13 protein-coding genes and 1 pseudogene are annotated in these 17,840 nt (G+C 34.5%); 11 read left to right on the forward strand and 3 right to left on the reverse strand.

The genetic code is table 11. The features are described from left to right. Positions 1-174 precede the first annotated feature (174 nt). The 7 genes from CI595_RS13470 to CI595_RS13500 all read left to right on the forward strand — a co-directional run bounded on the left by CI595_RS13470 (position 175) and on the right by CI595_RS13500 (position 7,832). Positions 175-2,001: a glycosyltransferase family 2 protein gene (locus tag CI595_RS13470; RefSeq protein ID WP_187144022.1), complete on the forward strand. Its 1,827-nt coding sequence runs from the start codon at positions 175-177 to the stop codon at positions 1,999-2,001. 54 nt (positions 2,002-2,055) lie between these two features. Next, complete coding sequence (locus CI595_RS13475) at positions 2,056-3,006, forward strand: glycosyltransferase family 2 protein (protein ID WP_095173919.1); 951 nt, start codon at positions 2,056-2,058, stop codon at positions 3,004-3,006. A gap of 82 nt (positions 3,007-3,088) precedes the next feature. After that, positions 3,089-4,495: an exopolysaccharide biosynthesis polyprenyl glycosylphosphotransferase gene (locus CI595_RS13480; RefSeq protein WP_095173922.1), complete on the forward strand. Its 1,407-nt coding sequence runs from the start codon at positions 3,089-3,091 to the stop codon at positions 4,493-4,495. Positions 4,496-4,506: 11 nt separating this feature from the next. Beyond that, entirely contained in the window at positions 4,507-5,265 is a 759-nt protein-coding gene (locus CI595_RS13485; protein WP_095173924.1) for a glycosyltransferase family 2 protein, read from the forward strand. Beyond that, entirely contained in the window at positions 5,266-6,264 is a 999-nt protein-coding gene (locus CI595_RS13490; RefSeq protein WP_095173926.1) for a glycosyltransferase family 2 protein, read from the forward strand. Between the two features lies 1 nt (position 6,265). Then, a complete protein-coding gene (locus tag CI595_RS13495) occupies positions 6,266-7,063 on the forward strand; it encodes an ABC transporter permease (protein WP_095173928.1) in 798 nt (265 codons plus the stop codon). A gap of 13 nt (positions 7,064-7,076) precedes the next feature. After that, positions 7,077-7,832 carry an ABC transporter ATP-binding protein gene (locus CI595_RS13500; protein WP_095174344.1) on the forward strand — a complete coding sequence of 252 codons (756 nt, stop codon included), beginning with the start codon at positions 7,077-7,079 and terminating at the stop codon, positions 7,830-7,832. A 2-nt stretch (positions 7,833-7,834) separates the two neighbouring features. Here the strand turns inward: CI595_RS13500 and CI595_RS13505 are convergent. After that, positions 7,835-8,203, reverse strand: a pseudogene (locus CI595_RS13505) (IS110 family transposase); the annotation flags it as partial. Positions 8,204-8,414: 211 nt separating this feature from the next. Between CI595_RS13505 and CI595_RS13515 the strand changes: the two are divergent. From CI595_RS13515 to glf, 4 genes are read left to right on the forward strand one after another with little or no spacing between them, the layout of a single operon-like run. Further along, on the forward strand, positions 8,415-10,274 hold the full coding sequence (locus CI595_RS13515) for a glycosyltransferase family protein (protein WP_095173932.1): 1,860 nt from the start codon (positions 8,415-8,417) through the stop codon (positions 10,272-10,274). A gap of 14 nt (positions 10,275-10,288) precedes the next feature. Next, the gene (locus CI595_RS13520) at positions 10,289-13,471 is read left to right on the forward strand and encodes a polysaccharide pyruvyl transferase family protein (protein ID WP_095173934.1); all 3,183 of its coding nucleotides are present in this window, start codon (positions 10,289-10,291) and stop codon (positions 13,469-13,471) included. Between the two features lie 9 nt (positions 13,472-13,480). Further along, positions 13,481-14,671, forward strand: coding sequence for a polysaccharide pyruvyl transferase family protein (locus CI595_RS13525; RefSeq protein ID WP_162291879.1), 1,191 nt, complete (start codon positions 13,481-13,483; stop codon positions 14,669-14,671). Continuing rightward, the gene (gene glf / locus CI595_RS13530; RefSeq protein WP_095173938.1) at positions 14,668-15,765 is read left to right on the forward strand and encodes a UDP-galactopyranose mutase; all 1,098 of its coding nucleotides are present in this window, start codon (positions 14,668-14,670) and stop codon (positions 15,763-15,765) included. The genes CI595_RS13525 and glf overlap by 4 nt, the downstream gene beginning before the upstream one ends. A 222-nt stretch (positions 15,766-15,987) precedes the next feature. On the opposite strand, the gene CI595_RS13535 is transcribed toward glf, so the two are convergent. Then, on the reverse strand, positions 15,988-16,764 hold the full coding sequence (locus CI595_RS13535; RefSeq protein ID WP_095173940.1) for a hypothetical protein: 777 nt from the start codon (positions 16,762-16,764) through the stop codon (positions 15,988-15,990). Continuing rightward, a complete protein-coding gene (locus tag CI595_RS13540) occupies positions 16,761-17,816 on the reverse strand; it encodes a DUF6077 domain-containing protein (protein ID WP_095173942.1) in 1,056 nt (351 codons plus the stop codon). The genes CI595_RS13535 and CI595_RS13540 overlap by 4 nt, the downstream gene beginning before the upstream one ends. Positions 17,817-17,840: the final 24 nt, after the last annotated feature.

Here is a 17,840-nt window from a genome sequence, read left to right on the forward strand (position 1 = left end):
GAAAACGCCTCCCGGTACAGTGGCCTGTGAACAGTAACATCTTAAACTCAATCTTCTTTAGTATAGCACATTCGAGGTTCCCTTTAAACAGAAAATGTGGTAGAATGTACGGGTATATAAGTAAAAAGACGGGTAAATCTGCCCAAAAGAATGGAATTTGCAGAGGTAAAAGATATGTCTAAAGGAAAACTGGAGTGGGGAAGAATGCTGAAAAAGCTTTCTCCTTATACCATACAGAAGGGATACCGCTATTTAAAACATTATGGATGGAAGGAATTTTGGATTCGCCTGCATGAGCGATTTGAACCGGAAGAAGTTCCCTATGGTCCCTGGTATGAAGCATACCGTCCCACAGAAGAGATTTTAGATAAGCAGCGGAAAAGGACATGGAAATATAGCCCTAAAATCAGCATTGTGGTACCGGCATATAAAACACCTGAAAAATTTTTGCGGGAAATGATGGACTCTTTGAGAGCGCAGACCTACGGCAACTGGGAGCTGTGTATAGCCAATGCCAGTCCTGAAGATGCATCCATGGAATTTACCCTGAAAGAATATTCCTCTTTTGACAGCAGGATCATGTGGGAAAAATTGGACGATAATCTGGGGATTGCAGAAAATACAAATGCCGCTTTTGCCATGGCGACCGGGGATTACATTGGACTTCTGGACCATGACGATCTTCTTGCACCCAATGCTTTGTATGAAATCGCGTCAGCTTTGGAAAAAGAACGGGATATTGATGTGATTTATACAGATGAAGATAAGGTGAGGGCAGACTTGTCAGAGCATTTTCAGCCCCATCTAAAACCGGATTTTAACCTGGATCTGCTTCGGGCGAATAATTATATTTGTCATTTGTTTGTAGTGAAACGCGGGATTATGGAGAAGACAGGTGGTTTCCGCAGTGAATTTGATGGTGCGCAAGATTATGATTTTATATTCCGATGTGTTGAGAATGCTGAAAAAATACATCATATACCGGAAATATTATATCACTGGCGGACCCATCAGGCTTCCACCGCGGATAATCCGGCCAGCAAAATGTACGCCTTTGAAGCAGGAAAACGGGCTATTGAAGGCAATTTGAAGCGCAGCGGTCTGTGCGGAAAGGTGAGCCATACAAAAGATTATGGCTTTTATCGTGTGGAATATCAGGTGCAGGAGTCCCCTTTGGTTTCCATTATCATACCTAATAAAGACGAAAAAGAAGTTCTGAAAAAGTGTATTGATTCTATTTTTAAGAAATCAACATATCAGAATTTTGAGATTCTTATTGTGGAAAATAATAGTGAGACAGAGGAAATTTTTTCTTATTACCGTGAGCTGAGCAGGGAGGACAAGATACGTCTGTTAAAATGGGATAAACCATTTAATTACTCTGCCATTAATAATTATGCGGCAAAAAAAGCAAAGGGCGAATATCTTCTATTTTTAAATAATGACATGGAAGTGATCTCGCCTAGTTGGATAGAAGAAATGCTTGGACACTGTCAGAGACCGGATACCGGAATTGTGGGAGCAAAATTATATTATCCGGACGGAACCATCCAGCATGCAGGTACGATAATCGGTATTGGTGGAATTGCGGGGCATATGTTTGTTAATATGCCTGGAGAGCGTTCCGGTTATCTGCACAAGGCTTCCCTGCAGCAGGATTTAAGCGCAGTTACAGCTGCCTGTATGATGGTGAAACGGAAGGTGTTTTTTGAAGTCAGTGGATTTGAGGAGAAACTGACCGTTGCATTTAATGATGTGGATTTTTGTCTCCGCGTACGCCGGAAGGGATACTTGGTTGTATATGATCCCTTTGCAGAACTGTATCATTACGAATCAAAGAGCCGTGGAACAGAGGACAACAAGGAGAAAGTGCGCAGATTTCAAAGTGAAATTGAGTTCATGCGCTGCAGGTGGGAAACACTTTTAAAAGAAGGTGATCCCTACTATAATAAAAATCTTTCCCTTACCAAGTGGAACTATTCCCTGCGGCCAAATGAATAAAATCTCAGGACACAGATTTAACCGAATGCTGTGTCGGAAAGGTTTCCGGAAAACATGTATGAAGTATCAGTAATTATCCCTAATTTTAATGGGAAAAAATATCTTAAAGACTGTCTGGATGCACTGCTTAGGCAGGATTTTCCTTCTTTTGAAATTGTGGTGGTGGATAATGGGTCAAAAGACGGCAGCGTTCAGTATCTCGGCCGGAATTATCCCCAGGTGAGGCTTATTGCACTGGAGGAGAATACCGGATTCTGCGGAGCCGTCAATGTGGGAATCCGCACCTCGCAGGCAAAGTATATATTGCTTTTGAATAATGATACCATCGTTCAGAAGGGGTTTATTCAGGCTTTGGTTCGGGATATAAAAAGAAGTCCTGCTATTTTTTCATGTCAGGCGAAGATGCTGCAGATGCATGATAAAAGTAAAATAGATGATGCCGGAAATTATTATTGTGCTCTAGGGTGGGCTTTTGCTGATGGCAAAGGTAAGCCGGAAGAAAATTATAATAAGAGGAAAAAAATATTTGCTTCCTGTGCAGGGGCAGCTATCTATAGAAAAAGTATATTAAACGAGATCGGATGCTTTGATGAGGAGCATTTTGCCTATCTGGAGGACTTGGATATTGGATACCGGGCCAGGCTATATGGATATGAAAACTGGTTTTGTCCTGCGGCTCGTGTATACCATGTGGGAAGCGGAACCAGCGGTTCCAGATACAATCTTTTTAAGGTCAGATACTCTTCCAGGAATAATGTATATATGATATATAAAAACATGCCGCTTTGGCAGATTGTACTGAATTTTCCACTGTTTGCAGTAGGATTTGGGGTGAAGGCGGTATTTTTTGCGTGTAAGGGGTTTGGAAGGGAGTATGTTGCGGGGATTAAAAATGGGTTTGAGATTTCGAGGAAGAATAAAGATAAGGAGGTTAGGACATCTATAATAAATACATGTAAAGTGCAGATAGAATTATATAATGGCATTATTAAAAGATTCCTATAATCGGATTGATTGACACATATATTTCATAATGATATAATACAGATTGTTAAAGCGGTATCAATAAAACACGAAAGGTAAAAAAATGGAACGCAGAGAACAATATAAAAGAATTATTATGTTTTTAGCATCTGCATTTATTTTGATTGCTCAAACTGGTGTATTTGCCTATGTATGGTTTCATTTCTATGCACATTCAGGTGTTATAAGGATTACATTTTGGTATAGAGGAAATTATGTTGTAGTAGGCCAATATGCATTAATGCTATTTTTCTTTTATAAAATTTATGGCGGCTTTAAAGTCGGTTATCTTAGAGTCTTTGATGTATTGTATTCACAGATTTTGTCAGTTTTGTTTGTGAATGGGATTACTTATTTACAACTATGCTTGATTGGACGATGGAAATTTACAGAAAATTTAAAGCCCATTATAAAGATGACAGGAGTTGACTTATGTATTGTCATTGTCTGGGTGATATTTATGAGGTGGATATACACAAAGATATATCCACCGCGTCAAATGTTGTTGGTATATGGAGAATATAGTCCAGACTCTTTAATTAGTAAAATAGCTGCCAGAAAAGATAAGTATAATATTTGTGAAACTGTTTCTATATCAATAGAAATAGAAGAAATTAAAAAGAAAATAGAAGCTTATCACTCGGTTATTTTAGCGGATATTCCTTCTAAAAAGCGTAATTTATTACTAAAGTACTGTTTTGAAAAGAATATTCGTTGTTATAGTGTGCCGAAATTGTCTGATATTATGATTATGAGCGCAGAAAGCATTCATTTATTTGATACTTCTTTATTGTTGTTTAGGAACGGAGGACTAACAGCCGAACAAAAAATATTGAAACGTGCTTTCGACCTTATAGGTTCACTTTTATTTATAATTATAGCGTCTCCTATTATGCTTATTATAGCTTTTATGATTAAAGCTTATGATAAGGGGCCAATATTATACAAGCAAAAGCGTTTGACACAGAATGGAAGGGAATTTAATGTCTTAAAATTTAGAAGTATGCGTGTAAATTCAGAGAATCAAGGAACACAGTTGACGCGCAAAAACGACGAAAGAGTTACACCAGTAGGAAAAGTTTTGAGAAACATACATTTTGACGAAATACCTCAGGTGTTTAATATTTTAAAGGGAGATATGTCTTTTGTTGGTCCAAGGCCTGAGTGTCCACATATCGCTGAAAAGTATGCTGAGATCATACCTGAATTTGGTTATCGCTTAAAAGTAAAAGCCGGGCTGACTGGTTTTGCACAGGTATATGGAAAATATAATACCACCCCTTATGATAAACTAAAATTAGATTTAACTTATATAGAAAATTATACTTTCTGGTTGGATATTAAACTGATGCTCTTAACATTTAAAATACTTTTTCAGAAAGAGAACACGGAGGGGGTAGAACCCTGGCAGATGACTGCTGCAACCAAGGAAAATTTAAAAAAAATCGGTCAGGATACCCCTGATAAATAAAGGAAGAAAAAATGAAAAAGCCGCTGATATCTGTTATCATACCAGCATATAACTGTGCAGGATATATTTCACAAGCAATAGACTCTGTACTTTGTCAGAGAGTATCCCTGGAAATCATTGTAATTGATGATTGTTCCAGGGATAATTTAGATGAAGTAATGGAGAAATACAGAGATAGTCCTGTGCTTTTCTATGTTAAAAACCGGGTAAATATGGGGGCAGCACAATCCCGAAACAGAGGGATGTCTATGGCATCAGGTGAATATATTGCTTTTCTGGATGGGGATGATTATTGGGAACCTGATAAATTGGAAAAACAATTAAAGGTAATACAAAATAGTAATGCGGTATTATGCTGCACAGCAAGAGAACTGATCACAGGAGAGGGAAGGCCTACAGGCCGTACAATACCTGTCAAAGAAAAAATTATTTATACAGATCTTTTAAAACATAATTGTATAAATTGTTCATCTGTGTTAATAAAAACTCAGGTTGCGAGAGAATTCCCAATGTGTTATGAGGAGAGTCATGAGGATTATATTATGTGGCTGAGAATTCTAAAAAAGTATAATATGGCTTACGGCATAAATGAACCATTATTAAAATATAGAATAAGCAACAAAGGAAAGTCAGGAGATAAATTTCATTCTGCAAGAATGACTTTTAAGGTATATCGTTATATGGGTTTTGGGTATATAAAATCTATACTTTGTTTTATTAGTTATACGTTTCATGGTATTTGGAAATATTGTTTCGGAAGGATTAAATAGATGGATAAAATATTAACTGTTACAGTACCAGTATATAATGTTGAGAAGTATTTATCAAAGTGTCTGGAATCTTTTATTATTAATGATATGATGGATAAACTGGAGGTTTTGATAATTGATGATGGCTCTCCTGATCATTCAGCACAAATCGCTGAAAAATTTGTGAAGAATTATCCTGATGTTTTTCAGTTGATTAAAAAAGAAAATGGTGGACATGGTTCTGCGATTAACAGAGGCATAAAAGAGGCCACAGGGCGTTATTTTAAAGTGGTTGATAGTGACGATTGGGTTGATGAGAGGAGCTTTATTCAATTGATGCAGACACTTATTAAGAGTGACTCGGATATTATCTATTCTAATTACTATTGGGTCGATGACAATAGCGGTAAAAGAAGTGTTGAGTTCTCAAAACCCTTCGATCATGTTAAATATCATCATGAGTATAGGATAGATAATATAGAAGAAAATTATTTTTTGAAAATGCATGGTTATACTATAAAAACAGATATTCTTAGAAAAATTCCGAAAATTGATGAACACTGTTTTTATGTTGATATGGAGTTTGTTTTGTTTCCTCTGCCATATGTGGAAACAATTACTTTTATAAGTGATTTTGTATATATGTATCGTGTGGGAAATGCAAATCAAAGTATGAGTATAGAAAAACTAAGAAGAAATTCAGAAAATTATGATCGTGTTATAAAACGTCTATTCAAATTTTACGAGCAGCAGACAAATATGGATGTTAATAAGAAAAAATACATGGAGCATGTATTAGCCAGAATGGTAGTTAGCAGAATAAAAATATATTTGTGTTATTCATATGACAGAGGGATAAAGGTTAATATAAAAAAGCTGGATATTTCGGTAAAAAATAAATATCCTGCTGTTTATTACGCTGTAAATAATCAAGCAATATGGCTTTTGAGAAGGACAGATTATTGTATATATCCGATAGCAAGGCTTTTATATTACTTGAAGGAAAGGGTAAGCAAGTGAAATGGTAAATAAGACAAAAATCAGAATTAAAACATTTTACAAATATACAGAATTAATGAAACAATTAGTGGTCAGGGATTTAAAGTTGAAATATAGGAGGAGTTTCCTTGGATATTTATGGAGTATATTAAATCCGTTGCTGGTTATGATGGTTATGGTTGTGGTTTTTTCAAATTTATTTAATAGAGGGGATTCTATTCCATACTATCCTGTATACTTGATTGCGGGAAGAACAGTGTTTGAATTCATTACTGGTTCCACAAATGATGCAATGCGTTCTATATTAGGAAATTCATCACTTATCAAAAAGGTATATGTACCTAAATACATATTTACGTTGTCTAAAGTGACCAGTGGGGCCGTGAATATGGTTTTTTCTATGGGCGCGCTGCTGATTGTTATGATTTTTACCGGTATACCATTTACATGGTATTTCTTGTTATTCCCATTAGTAATTATCCAATTATATATTTTTTGCAGTGGAATTGGCTTTTTCCTTGCACAGGCAAATATATTTTTTAGAGATATTCAATACATTTACAAGGCGTTTACTACAGCATGGATGTATGCAACACCAATCTTTTATTCAGTTGAGCAAATGAGTGGAAAAGTGCGTTTTATTATAGAATATTTGAATCCGGCCTATTACTATGTCAAACAATTCAGATGTTTTATTTATGAAGGGTGTTTTCCAGATATGCGAATATTTGTTGGCGGCTGGGTTATTGCTTTAGTATCCCTATTTATTGGCCTGGTCACTTTTAAGAAAACACAGGATAAATTTATATTATATATTTAAAATGGTGAATAAAATGAATAAAAAATGCAGAATTGATGTTGAACATGTTACAATACGATTTAACAAATCCACTCAAAAGATAGATAATCTGAAAGATTATGCAATAAAATTAGTTAAGCGGGAATTAATGTTTCAGGAATTCCTGGCAGTAAAAGATGTTTCATTTAAAGTGATGAATGGTGAAGCGTGGGGATTGATTGGAACAAACGGTTCAGGTAAGAGTACGCTGTTAAAGGCTATTTCAGGCATTATGAAACCATATAAGGGAACGATAACCACATATGGCTCAATAGCACCTCTAATAGAACTTGGGGCTGGATTTGATGCGAATTTAACAGCACGTGAAAATATATATTTAAATGGTGCAGTTCTGGGGTATTCAAAGAAATTTATGCAGGAACATTTTCAGCAGATTGTTGACTTTGCAGAAATTGCAGATTTTCTAGATTCACCAATTAAAAATTATTCTTCCGGTATGAAGGCTAGGCTTGGTTTTTCGGTAGCTACAGTCGTAAATCCAGATATTTTAATTGTTGATGAAGTATTATCTGTTGGAGATGCGAAATTTAAGAAAAAATGTAATGCACGTATGCAGGAAATGTTGACATCCAATACAACATTATTATATGTTTCCCATAATATTAAGTCCGTTATGAAACTTTGTACCCATGCTTTATGGATTGAAAAAGGGAATATGATCATGAAGGGTGAAGTAAAAGAAGTATGTGAAAAATATATGGAAGCGCAAGGATTAACATTGGAGGATTAAGATTGAATATTGCGGATGTCAGCAGGAGGCATAAAGCTACCGGCAACAAGTTCATGCTTAAACAGGTCAGTAATCCATTTGGCATCTTTCTTGTCAGTTTTCTTTCCACGGATAGCCTTAACATATTTCGGATGAGCAAGGACGATCGAACATTCTTTTTCAAGAATGTTATAAATCAGGGTCCAATATTTACCAGTAGATTCCATGCAGACTTCTTTGCAATTGCGATCGAGTAGCCATTGTAACAAATCTTTCAGACCTTTCGTGTAGGTCGAAAAACGGTGGCTCTCGTAAGAAGTAATGCCCTGCTTGTCAGTAGAGGCAATACAGGCGACTACAAAAGTCTTGTGGACATCAATACCACAACAGATTTCGTGATTGGTATCACATTAATTGTGCCTGAAAAGACAGTCTACACATATAAATATACTGTCATCCGGCAAGCCGGACAGCCCACTCACCTCCCCGTGATTTGTAGTATACCGAGTTTCCTACAAAAAAGAATTATAACGAAAAATAGGCGCAGGTAAACATTTTCATTACGTTTTGTGCCTTAGCGAAGCGAAAGGAATGGATATAAATATGAAATTACAAAAGTTAATATTAAGAGACATTGCTAAAGAAGATATTTTAATGGAGATGTTTGATTCTGAAGAAAAAATTAAAGAGAATAAAATGTCAACAAGATCTTTATATGGGAGAATGGAGGGGGCCTCATTTTTAGGAAAAGGTATAGAAGGAGTAGGTTTTCATAAAAATGGGATTTTGTCATTAGATACCTTCCAAAATAGTTTTTCTACAGGTAAATGGGATAAATATACAGTCGTAAAGAATGTATATTTAAGTCTGGTTTTACAAGGTAAGTTTAAAGTTTCTTTAATACATGCAATTTATGAATGTAAAGACATTAAAGAAAAGATAATATCGTCATCCGTAATAAAATTAAAAGACAGAGAAGTGATAAAGCTGGACTTTGGCAGGTTAAAAGATAAAGGCATTTTTTATGCTAAATTAGAAGCTTTGGAAGAAAATTCAAAATTATTTTCTGGATATTATGGCACTGAAAAATGCACAGCAACACAAGAGGTAAAATTGGCTATAGATATTTGTACCTTTAAACGAGAAAAATATGTAGCACGGAATATGGAGATTTTGAAAAGGGATATTTTAAATAATGATTTATCACCGTGTTATAATAAAATTTGGATTCATATTTCTGATAATGGTTCATCATTGGAAGGTGTAGTGGATACACAAGAACATATCACTGTAAATGAAAATGCTAATCTAGGAGGTGTTGGTGGATTTACACGCGGTATTATAGAAACCAAAAAAAGGTGGCAGCAAGAAGGATATACACATGTATTGATCATGGATGATGATGCAACTATAAGTTCAGCAGCTATTGAAGTAACATATAATTTACTGTCTTATCTGAAACAAGAATATTTTAACTATACAGTTGGCGGAAAATTATTGGTTTTAGATGCACCATTTATTCAATACGAAGTCGGAGCCAAGTGGAATTCTGGTAATATTAAAGCATTAAAAAATGGTTGGGATATGAGGTATGCAGAAAAAGTAATCAAGAGTGAGATTGAAGATGAAGATATTGAATATCAGGGATGGTGGTATTGCTGTATCCCGTTAAGTGAAATTGGGGATGATAATTTGCCGTTGCCTATTTTTATTCATAGAGATGATATAGAATATGGACTTAGAACTGGGCGAAAAAGATTCATTTATATGAATCAAATATGTATTTGGCATGAAGCATTTGCTGGAAAAATGCCAGGAGTATTGGAGTATTATGATATCAGAAACCATTGCATCACTAATGCGATTCAATGTCCGGAATATACGAAGGAGGAGTTTAAGAAATTTTTGACTAAATGGGTTTGGAGAAATATTGCAAAATATCGGTACAAATATGTTGATTATAATATTAAAGCAGTAGAAGATTTTTGTGAAGGAATTGACTGGCTTCGACAGACAGATGCAATAGCATTGCATAAAGAATTAATTGCAATGAATTATAAAGCATTACCGGTAGAAGACTATATTGGCCATTATGGTTTTACAGAAGAGGACTCTAAAAAAGAGGAGAAAGGTTATTACAATCCTGTTCTGCCCGTTAGATATTTCCACAAAATTACCGCTAATGGATATTTTTTTCCGGCAAAATCTGAAAAGATAGTCGTAACAGCCCCATATGGAAGTGTACATCGTTTATACCGTAGAGATAAGACGATAGTTGTGGACAGTTTCGGCAAAGGTATATATCTGGAACGGGACCGTAAGCAGTTACGGGAGTGTAAACACAAACTGGATTACGCGCTAAAATTAATTGATCAAAAATATGAAGAAGCAGCAAAAAGCTATAGAGAAAGATATAAGGAACTAGTTAGCTTAGAATTCTGGAAAAAGTATCTCGGTATCTGAGAAAGGAGAGACAAATGGAATTCAGAGAGGAATTGTCGGCTTTAAAAGGAAAGCGTTATGATGTCGCAATATCTGGGGTATGGTACGGCGAAAATTATGGTAGTACGTTAACCTATTATGCTTTATATAAAGTTGTTAAAGAATTAGGTTATTCAATTTTGATGATTGACAAAGCTCGTATTATAGAAAATGATGCAGAGTTAGCACCTGGTTCCCATTCCAGAGTGTTTGCTGAAAAATACTATGATGCAATTGCACCATCATTGGATTCTACTGATATGAGACTGCTCAATCAGTATTGCGATACATTCTTAATGGGGTGTGATCAAGTATGGAATTATGGTATTGCGAAAAACCTTGGATTTAACCATTATTTTGATTTTGTACAGGATGATAAAAGGAAGATTTCTTACGCGTCATCATTCGGGCATGCAGTTTCTTTCACTCCTCCAGAAGCAATTTCTGAAGTGACACGATTGTTTCATCGTTTTGATGCAATTTCTGTACGTGAATATGATGCAGTACAGGTCTTAAAAAATGAGTTTGGAGTCGAAGCAGTACAAGTTTTGGATCCGGTTTTTTTAGTGGGCGCAAAAGAGTACGAGACTATTCTTGAAGAGGCAAATGTAAAAGAAAATGATAGATATTTGTTGGCTTATATCTTGGATCCAACACCTGAGATCAGAGAGAGTTTATTGTATGCAGCTCAAAAGAAAAATTTAAAGTTAATAGTCTTATTGGACGGTAGAGGCGATTTTAAAAAAAATAAAGAGATAATAAATTTACCTAATATAGTTGAAAATTTAAATGCTTTGGATTGGTTGTGGTATTTTAGAAACGCTGAGTTTGTTATTACGGATTCCTGCCACGGGGCCAGTTTTTCATTAATATTTAAAAAAACATTTATTTGCATAGCAAATAGAAGACGAGGCATTTCAAGATTTGAATCATTGGTTGACTTATTTAGAATTAGGGAGCGGCTGATTTATGATCCAATTCAGATTCAGAAAAGTGATTTGTTATCTATCGACATCGATTATAAACAGATAGAAAAAATACTTGAAATGGAATGCACACGTTCAAAAAAATGGCTTAAAGAGGCATTAAGTCTTGAAAAAAAGGAGATACAGAATATTTCATGTGTTTCAAAAAAAGAATGTTGTGGGTGCGGTGCATGTTATAATGTCTGTCCAGTTGAAGCAATTGACATGGTATATGATGATGAAGGATTTTTGTACCCGAAAATTAATGAGGAAAAGTGTATCCATTGCAAAAAGTGTATGAAAGCATGCCCTTCTATATCTCCTGTTTATGATAATAATTTAGAGCCAGCATGTTATGCTGCATATGGAAATGATGAAATAAGGGAAAAAAGTTCTTCAGGGGGGATTTTTTCTCTTGTGGCAGAAGAAATTTTAAAGCAGGGAGGAGCGATTTGTGGAGCAGCTTTTGATGAGGACTTCAGATTAGAACAAAAAGTAATTTATTCGCAAGAAGAGATGTCCGATCTAAGGGGATCTAAGTATATACAAAGTAATACGAAAAAGACATATTTGGAAATAAAAAAAGTGCTTAATAATGGACAGCCTGCACTATATGTAGGATGCCCATGCCAGGTGGCAGGGTTAAAGAGCTATCTTGGAAAAGATTATGAAAATTTGTTTACAATAGATTTATTATGCCATGGCGGTCCATCTCCTAAAGCATTTGAAAAATATTTGGATGAGGTGCATGGAAAGAAAAAAATAAAGAGTGTTGGTTTTAGAGATAAAGATTACTTTGGATGGTCGACAGAGATGACCGTTAAATATAGCAATGGAGATGTGTATAGAAAATTACGTTCAGAAGATCTGTTTTATAGGGCCTTTTTACCATGTTTATCGGTTCGTCCACATTGTCAGGTTTGCAATTATGCACAATTGCCTAGACAGGGAGATTTTACTTTGGGAGATTTTTGGGGAGTTGCCAAATATAATCCCGCTTTTACAGATGGAAAAGGAACTTCCATTGTGTCAGTAAATAGTCAAAAGGGTAGTTGCATGTTGGCAGAAATAAGAAATAAATTGCGTTTATTAGAGTCAATAGATCGTGAGTATATTTTAACGCATGGGCAACCCTATGCCAGGCCTTTCAGAAATAATCCAAGGCGATATCGTTTTCATCGTTTGTTAAAAAAATGTTCTTTTCAGAAAGCAGTGGAATGTTGTGAAAGAAATGAGTTTGATTTTGGGATTCTGGGAATGAACGCAGATTCATTTGGTGAGATTTTGTCATATTATGCTCTTTATCAGATAGTAAGTAACATGGGTTATTCTATACTAATGGTTAAGCGTCCTAGAGAATTAGAAAGAAAAATAACACCTCTTAAATATAGACTTACAGAATTTTCTAATCGTTATTATCCTATGGTCAGTAACCATGAAAGTCTGGAGAAGTTAAATTTATTGGATAAAACATGTGGTGGTTTTATTCTTGCCGATAGAAAAAATAATTCGCAGTATAATTTTATGAACAATATGAATGGAGTTTTAGACATCGATTTATTCTCTAAAAAGTATTGTGGATTATCTCCTGTTTTGCTTGCTGATGTATCTATATTTAATGAACTCATAAATAAAGTGGATGAATTAAAATGTAAAGATTATTATGTGTACTATTTATCTGACAACAATTGGGAAATACAAGAAGAATTTGATAAATATGCTTCGAATAATCATTGTGAACTTCTTAATCTGTCTAATGATATGTCTGTTGAGGAATGGTTGAAATATATAAAGTATGCGAAAGGTATTTTTACTGATTTAAAGGATGGTATTGATTTTTCTATAATATTTAAAAAGAAATATTTAGTAATACAAGATAATATCAATAAAGAATTACAGGAATATGTAAAGAAATTAAAAATAGAAGATCATTGTTGCAAATTCAATGAAATAAGTAATGCATTTGCAGTGTTGGATATGTTGAATGAAGACTTTATTATAATAACAGAACAAAAAAAAGAGTATTTAAGGAATCTGCAGTGCATATTAAAAAAGAAGATTAAACAAGGGAAAGGTAAAGGATCTTTATTAAAAAGAGGAACCAAGAAGACAGTTAGATTTATAAAGCATAAAATGCCACCGGCAATTAAAGAGAAGTTCTATCCGCTGCTAAAAAACAACAGACTATATAATAAGTATCTAAAACGTTTGTAGGAGATGAACATGCAAGAAAAATATGATGTTGCTATTTTAGGTGTATGGTATGGATGTAATTATGGAAGTGTTGCAACGTACTATTCTTTATATTCTGTTGTAACGAATCTGGGTAAGAGTGTATTAATGGTACACCGTCCCTGGATTACAGCATATGATGAAAAAGGCATGGAACGTCGGGAGTCTTTGAAATTTGCTAGAATGCATTATAATGTCAGTGAATCTTATAATATCAAAGAGATATATAAGTTAAACGAGATTTGTGACACATTTCTTTTAGGTTCAGATCAATTATGGAATTATGGGATAACAAAAATATTTGGGCATAGTTATTTTCTGGATTTTGTGACAAAAGAAAAAAAGAAGATAGCATATGCGACTTCATTTGGTTCCAGCCGTTTCCTGGCACCGTGGAATTATGCTTGGAAAGCATTGATATGTATGCGTAATATGAATTATGTCTCAGTAAGAGAGGAAATGAATGTGAAAATGTGCAGTAAGTTATTTGGAATTAATGCTGCACATACATTGGATCCGGTTCTTCTTTGTGATTCATCGTGTTTAGGAGCACTTGCCGACGAATCAAAACGTAAGATAAAAACCAATTATATAGCAGCTTATATTTTAGATCCCACCCCACAGAAAAAGGATGCATTACTGTATTTGGCAGATAAGATGGGGAAAGAATTAGTGATTATGTTAGATGGATGGCCCCATTTGTTTAAAGGTAATCAGGAGAAAATGGGATTACAAGAATTTGTTGTAAGTGATCTCAATGAATATGATTGGGTTTTTTATTTGAAGAATTCTGATTTTATTGTTACAGATTCTTTTCATGGAACGTGTATGGCAGTATTATTTGAAAAACAATTTATTTCATTTGCAAATCCAGGTAGAGGTTCTGATAGATTTGAATCCTTGATGAAGACGTTCGATCTGTTTGATAGATATTTTCGTAATCCGAATAAAGTAAAAGAATTTGATGATACAAATAAAATCGACTATCAAGCAATAAATCAAGTTCTTAATAGGGAAAGAGAGGCATCTATGAAATGGCTGGAGGAGGCTCTTTGTAATGGGACAGCAGAACAGTCTGTTATCAATGAGAATGAACATTTGTATCCCCTTCGTTTGGTTAAATCGATTTTGTTGTATTATAGAGCAAGAATAAAAAATAAATATAAAGGAAGAAAAAAATGATATATGATTATTTAATAGTGGGTTCAGGTCTTTTTGGTGCCGTATTTGCGCATGAGGCCCATAAGGTAGGTAAGAAATGTTTAGTGATTGATAAGAGCGACCATATAGCTGGGAATGTATACTGCGAAAAGATAGAGGGAATCAATGTGCATAAATATGGTGCTCATATTTTTCATACCAGTAACAAAGACGTATGGGATTATATAAATCAGTTTGCAGAATTTAATAATTATATTAATTCACCGGTAGCAATATATAAAGATGAGTTATATAATCTGCCATTCAATATGAACACGTTCAGTAAAATGTGGGGTATAAAGACACCGGCTGAAGCAAAAGAAATAATAGAAAAGCAAAGGTCGGAGTATAAAATTGGAGAGCCTAAAAATCTGGAAGAACAAGCGCTATCTTTAGCAGGCAAAGATGTCTATGAAAAGTTAATTAAAGGGTACACACAAAAACAATGGGGTAGACCTTGTACAGATTTGCCGTCGTTTATTATCAAAAGACTGCCTTTCAGATTTACTTTTAATAATAATTATTTTAATGATAGATATCAGGGCATTCCTATTGGAGGGTATACTAAAATTGTTGAGAAATTGCTGGATGGTGTCGATGTATCATTAAACACGGATTACTATGATTTTATTAAAATAAATCCTAATATTGCGCGTAAAACAGTATTTACAGGAATGATTGATGAATTTTTTGGGTATAAATTAGGAACTTTGGAATATCGCACGGTACGCTTTGAAACAGAAATTTTGGAATGTGATAATTACCAGGGAAATGCTGTGGTAAATTATACAGACTATGAAGTTCCATATACCAGAATTATTGAGCATAAGCATTTTGAGTTTGGAAATCAGGAAAAAACTGTAATATCCAGGGAGTACTCAACTGAATGGACGCCAGGTATGGAGCCGTATTATCCAGTAAATGATGAAAAGAATACACATCTCTATTCCAGATATAAAGAGTTGGCTGAGCAAGAAAAGAATATTATATTTGGCGGCAGACTTGGACAGTACAAATATTATGATATGGACAAAGTGATTGAGGCAGCTTTACACTTGGTAAGTGAAGAATTATAGTAATAAACTTGCATGATGAAAGTTATACTCAATTCTTTGGAAAACTTATAGAATTACTTGATTTATGCAATGCATCTAGCCAATGGAGAGAATTGCAGTCCAGCCATTACATCAGAGATTAGAATCCTGATGTAATGGCTTTTGAAAGGGATTTTGCTCAATGTGCGTAAATATTTCCATTCGTTTAGAGTGACCTTTTCACTAATCACTTACAGGATTATATTAACTGGCAGTATCGTAATAAATAATATAATTTCCAGAATCGGCAACAGCTTTGAAGTCACCATCTGAAAGAGTGTTATTAACTGCATCATTTTTACTGACCACTATATATTGGCATCCATTTTGTTTTGCCAGCTGTGCCAGCTCTTCTGCTGACTTATCTGTCTGATTCATTACGTTAAATAATTTTCGAGCATCGCTGGATGAACTGGTTTCTGTTTCAACCCACCTTCCATAAGGAAGATAGATATTTGCATCATATTGCCTGACATATGGTAAAAATTCGGTGGGAAAAACAGCTGTTATCCTTTTATTTTCCGCATGGTCTTCTATCATATCACACACTGGAAAGATATCTTCAGGAAGTTTATAAGCGTTCACACTTTTGGAAAATACATCCTTGTTGTACATAAAATTACCACTGAAAATCAGAAGCAGAACAACCATTAAGACAAACAAATTTTTATGCACTTTGTTGTTTATTTCTGAGGCAATAAAAGTTACGGAAAGTGCTACAACCATTGCCATTGGCAGAAGCCAAAACATTCTCCAGTACACAGATTTTCCTATACAATAATCCATGATGATTTTAGCTGTGACAGGACAGATATAAATAAAACCTATCCCTATCATATAATGGTTTAAAAATCTTATTTCAGGATGGTTTCTATTTTTGGAAATTAAATATCCTGCGCATACTAAAAAAATAAGAAAATACCAGCAATCACCAGTATATAGCCAAAGCATTTTTTCTGTTATTTCTATAATCTCACTCATGGGCTAAATCCCCCAAATTTCATTAATAAATATAACACCATTAAACAAATAGCAGGTGAACAACTGATTATACATTTAATCAATGGTTCAAAAGATTTATTATAGATACAAAATAAAATAGCAGATAAACCCAGAAGTGTGGGAATCAACATAATACCCATAGAGGAAACCAGGCTTGCTGCTAAAACTAAAGATAATGAAGAACTTAGCGGCCATTTATTTGGTGCTTTTGTCTGGCATTCTTTCATCAATAAGTATACAGCAGCGGGTATGAGGACTCCCGCAAGTACAGCTTTTCCCTGCCAGGACCGGATTAAAATAAAGGTGGATGAGGAGTAAACTGTAAAATATCCCCAAATTTGAAAGGTACATAAAACCAATAAAAAGATACCAATCCTGCCCTTTTTCTTTTTGAAAATATGAGACCCGACTAGATAATATACCAGATAAGCAAAGCCTGTCATAAGAGGAGCTAAAATAGTATGAGCTATAATAGTAGGGTGGATAAAAAACAGTTTACCTAAAAATGCCGTAAAAATAGGAAAAGGAGATAATACATATCGTGATGGCATGTTATTTAAAAGGATTCCGGTATCTGCGGCATATTGATACATGGTATCAGTGTTCAAAGTTGTAGCAGCAGTAGCAACGTACATAGCATCGTCAGCGTCAAGGTGCATATAGAAAGCAAGCATAAACATCTGAAATAAGATCATAATAATGGCAGCTATCATAGGAAGATCTAATGTGGAAATAAATTTGCAAATTTCCTTTCCAAGATATTTATAGCTGTATTTGGCGTATTTAAATATAGAAAAAATAAGTATAGCTATTAGTACAGAGCAATAAAAATAAAAAAAGTATGAAAATCTGGCCCGTAGAAAAATGAAAGGAAGAATAATCGCTTCAAAACTAGCAAATAATCTCAGCAGTCCGTGTAATAAAATCTCTGCCAAATTAAATCCATCACTTTTTTTTCTACCTAAAATCCCTAAAAAATATATTGATAAAGTGAAAATGAGAATAAGAAATAGTGCTTTAATGTAGTTCATGAATGCCTCCTGATAATTTATTGG

The sequence above is a fragment of the Blautia hominis genome (assembly GCA_002270465.1).
GTDB classification, from domain to species: Bacteria; Bacillota; Clostridia; order Lachnospirales; family Lachnospiraceae; genus Blautia; species Blautia hominis.

Coding starts and splice junctions, on each gene's coding strand:
- CI595_RS13470 (WP_187144022.1), top strand. CDS start 175: ATGTCTAAAGGAAAACTGGAGTGGGGAAGAATGCTGAAAAAGCTTTCT.
- CI595_RS13475 (WP_095173919.1), top strand. CDS start 2,056: ATGTATGAAGTATCAGTAATTATCCCTAATTTTAATGGGAAAAAATAT.
- CI595_RS13480 (WP_095173922.1), top strand. CDS start 3,089: ATGGAACGCAGAGAACAATATAAAAGAATTATTATGTTTTTAGCATCT.
- CI595_RS13485 (WP_095173924.1), top strand. CDS start 4,507: ATGAAAAAGCCGCTGATATCTGTTATCATACCAGCATATAACTGTGCA.
- CI595_RS13490 (WP_095173926.1), top strand. CDS start 5,266: ATGGATAAAATATTAACTGTTACAGTACCAGTATATAATGTTGAGAAG.
- CI595_RS13495 (WP_095173928.1), top strand. CDS start 6,266: ATGGTAAATAAGACAAAAATCAGAATTAAAACATTTTACAAATATACA.
- CI595_RS13500 (WP_095174344.1), top strand. CDS start 7,077: ATGAATAAAAAATGCAGAATTGATGTTGAACATGTTACAATACGATTT.
- CI595_RS13515 (WP_095173932.1), top strand. CDS start 8,415: ATGAAATTACAAAAGTTAATATTAAGAGACATTGCTAAAGAAGATATT.
- CI595_RS13520 (WP_095173934.1), top strand. CDS start 10,289: ATGGAATTCAGAGAGGAATTGTCGGCTTTAAAAGGAAAGCGTTATGAT.
- CI595_RS13525 (WP_162291879.1), top strand. CDS start 13,481: ATGCAAGAAAAATATGATGTTGCTATTTTAGGTGTATGGTATGGATGT.
- glf (WP_095173938.1), top strand. CDS start 14,668: ATGATATATGATTATTTAATAGTGGGTTCAGGTCTTTTTGGTGCCGTA.
- CI595_RS13535 (WP_095173940.1), bottom strand. CDS start 16,764: ATGAGTGAGATTATAGAAATAACAGAAAAAATGCTTTGGCTATATACT.
- CI595_RS13540 (WP_095173942.1), bottom strand. CDS start 17,816: ATGAACTACATTAAAGCACTATTTCTTATTCTCATTTTCACTTTATCA.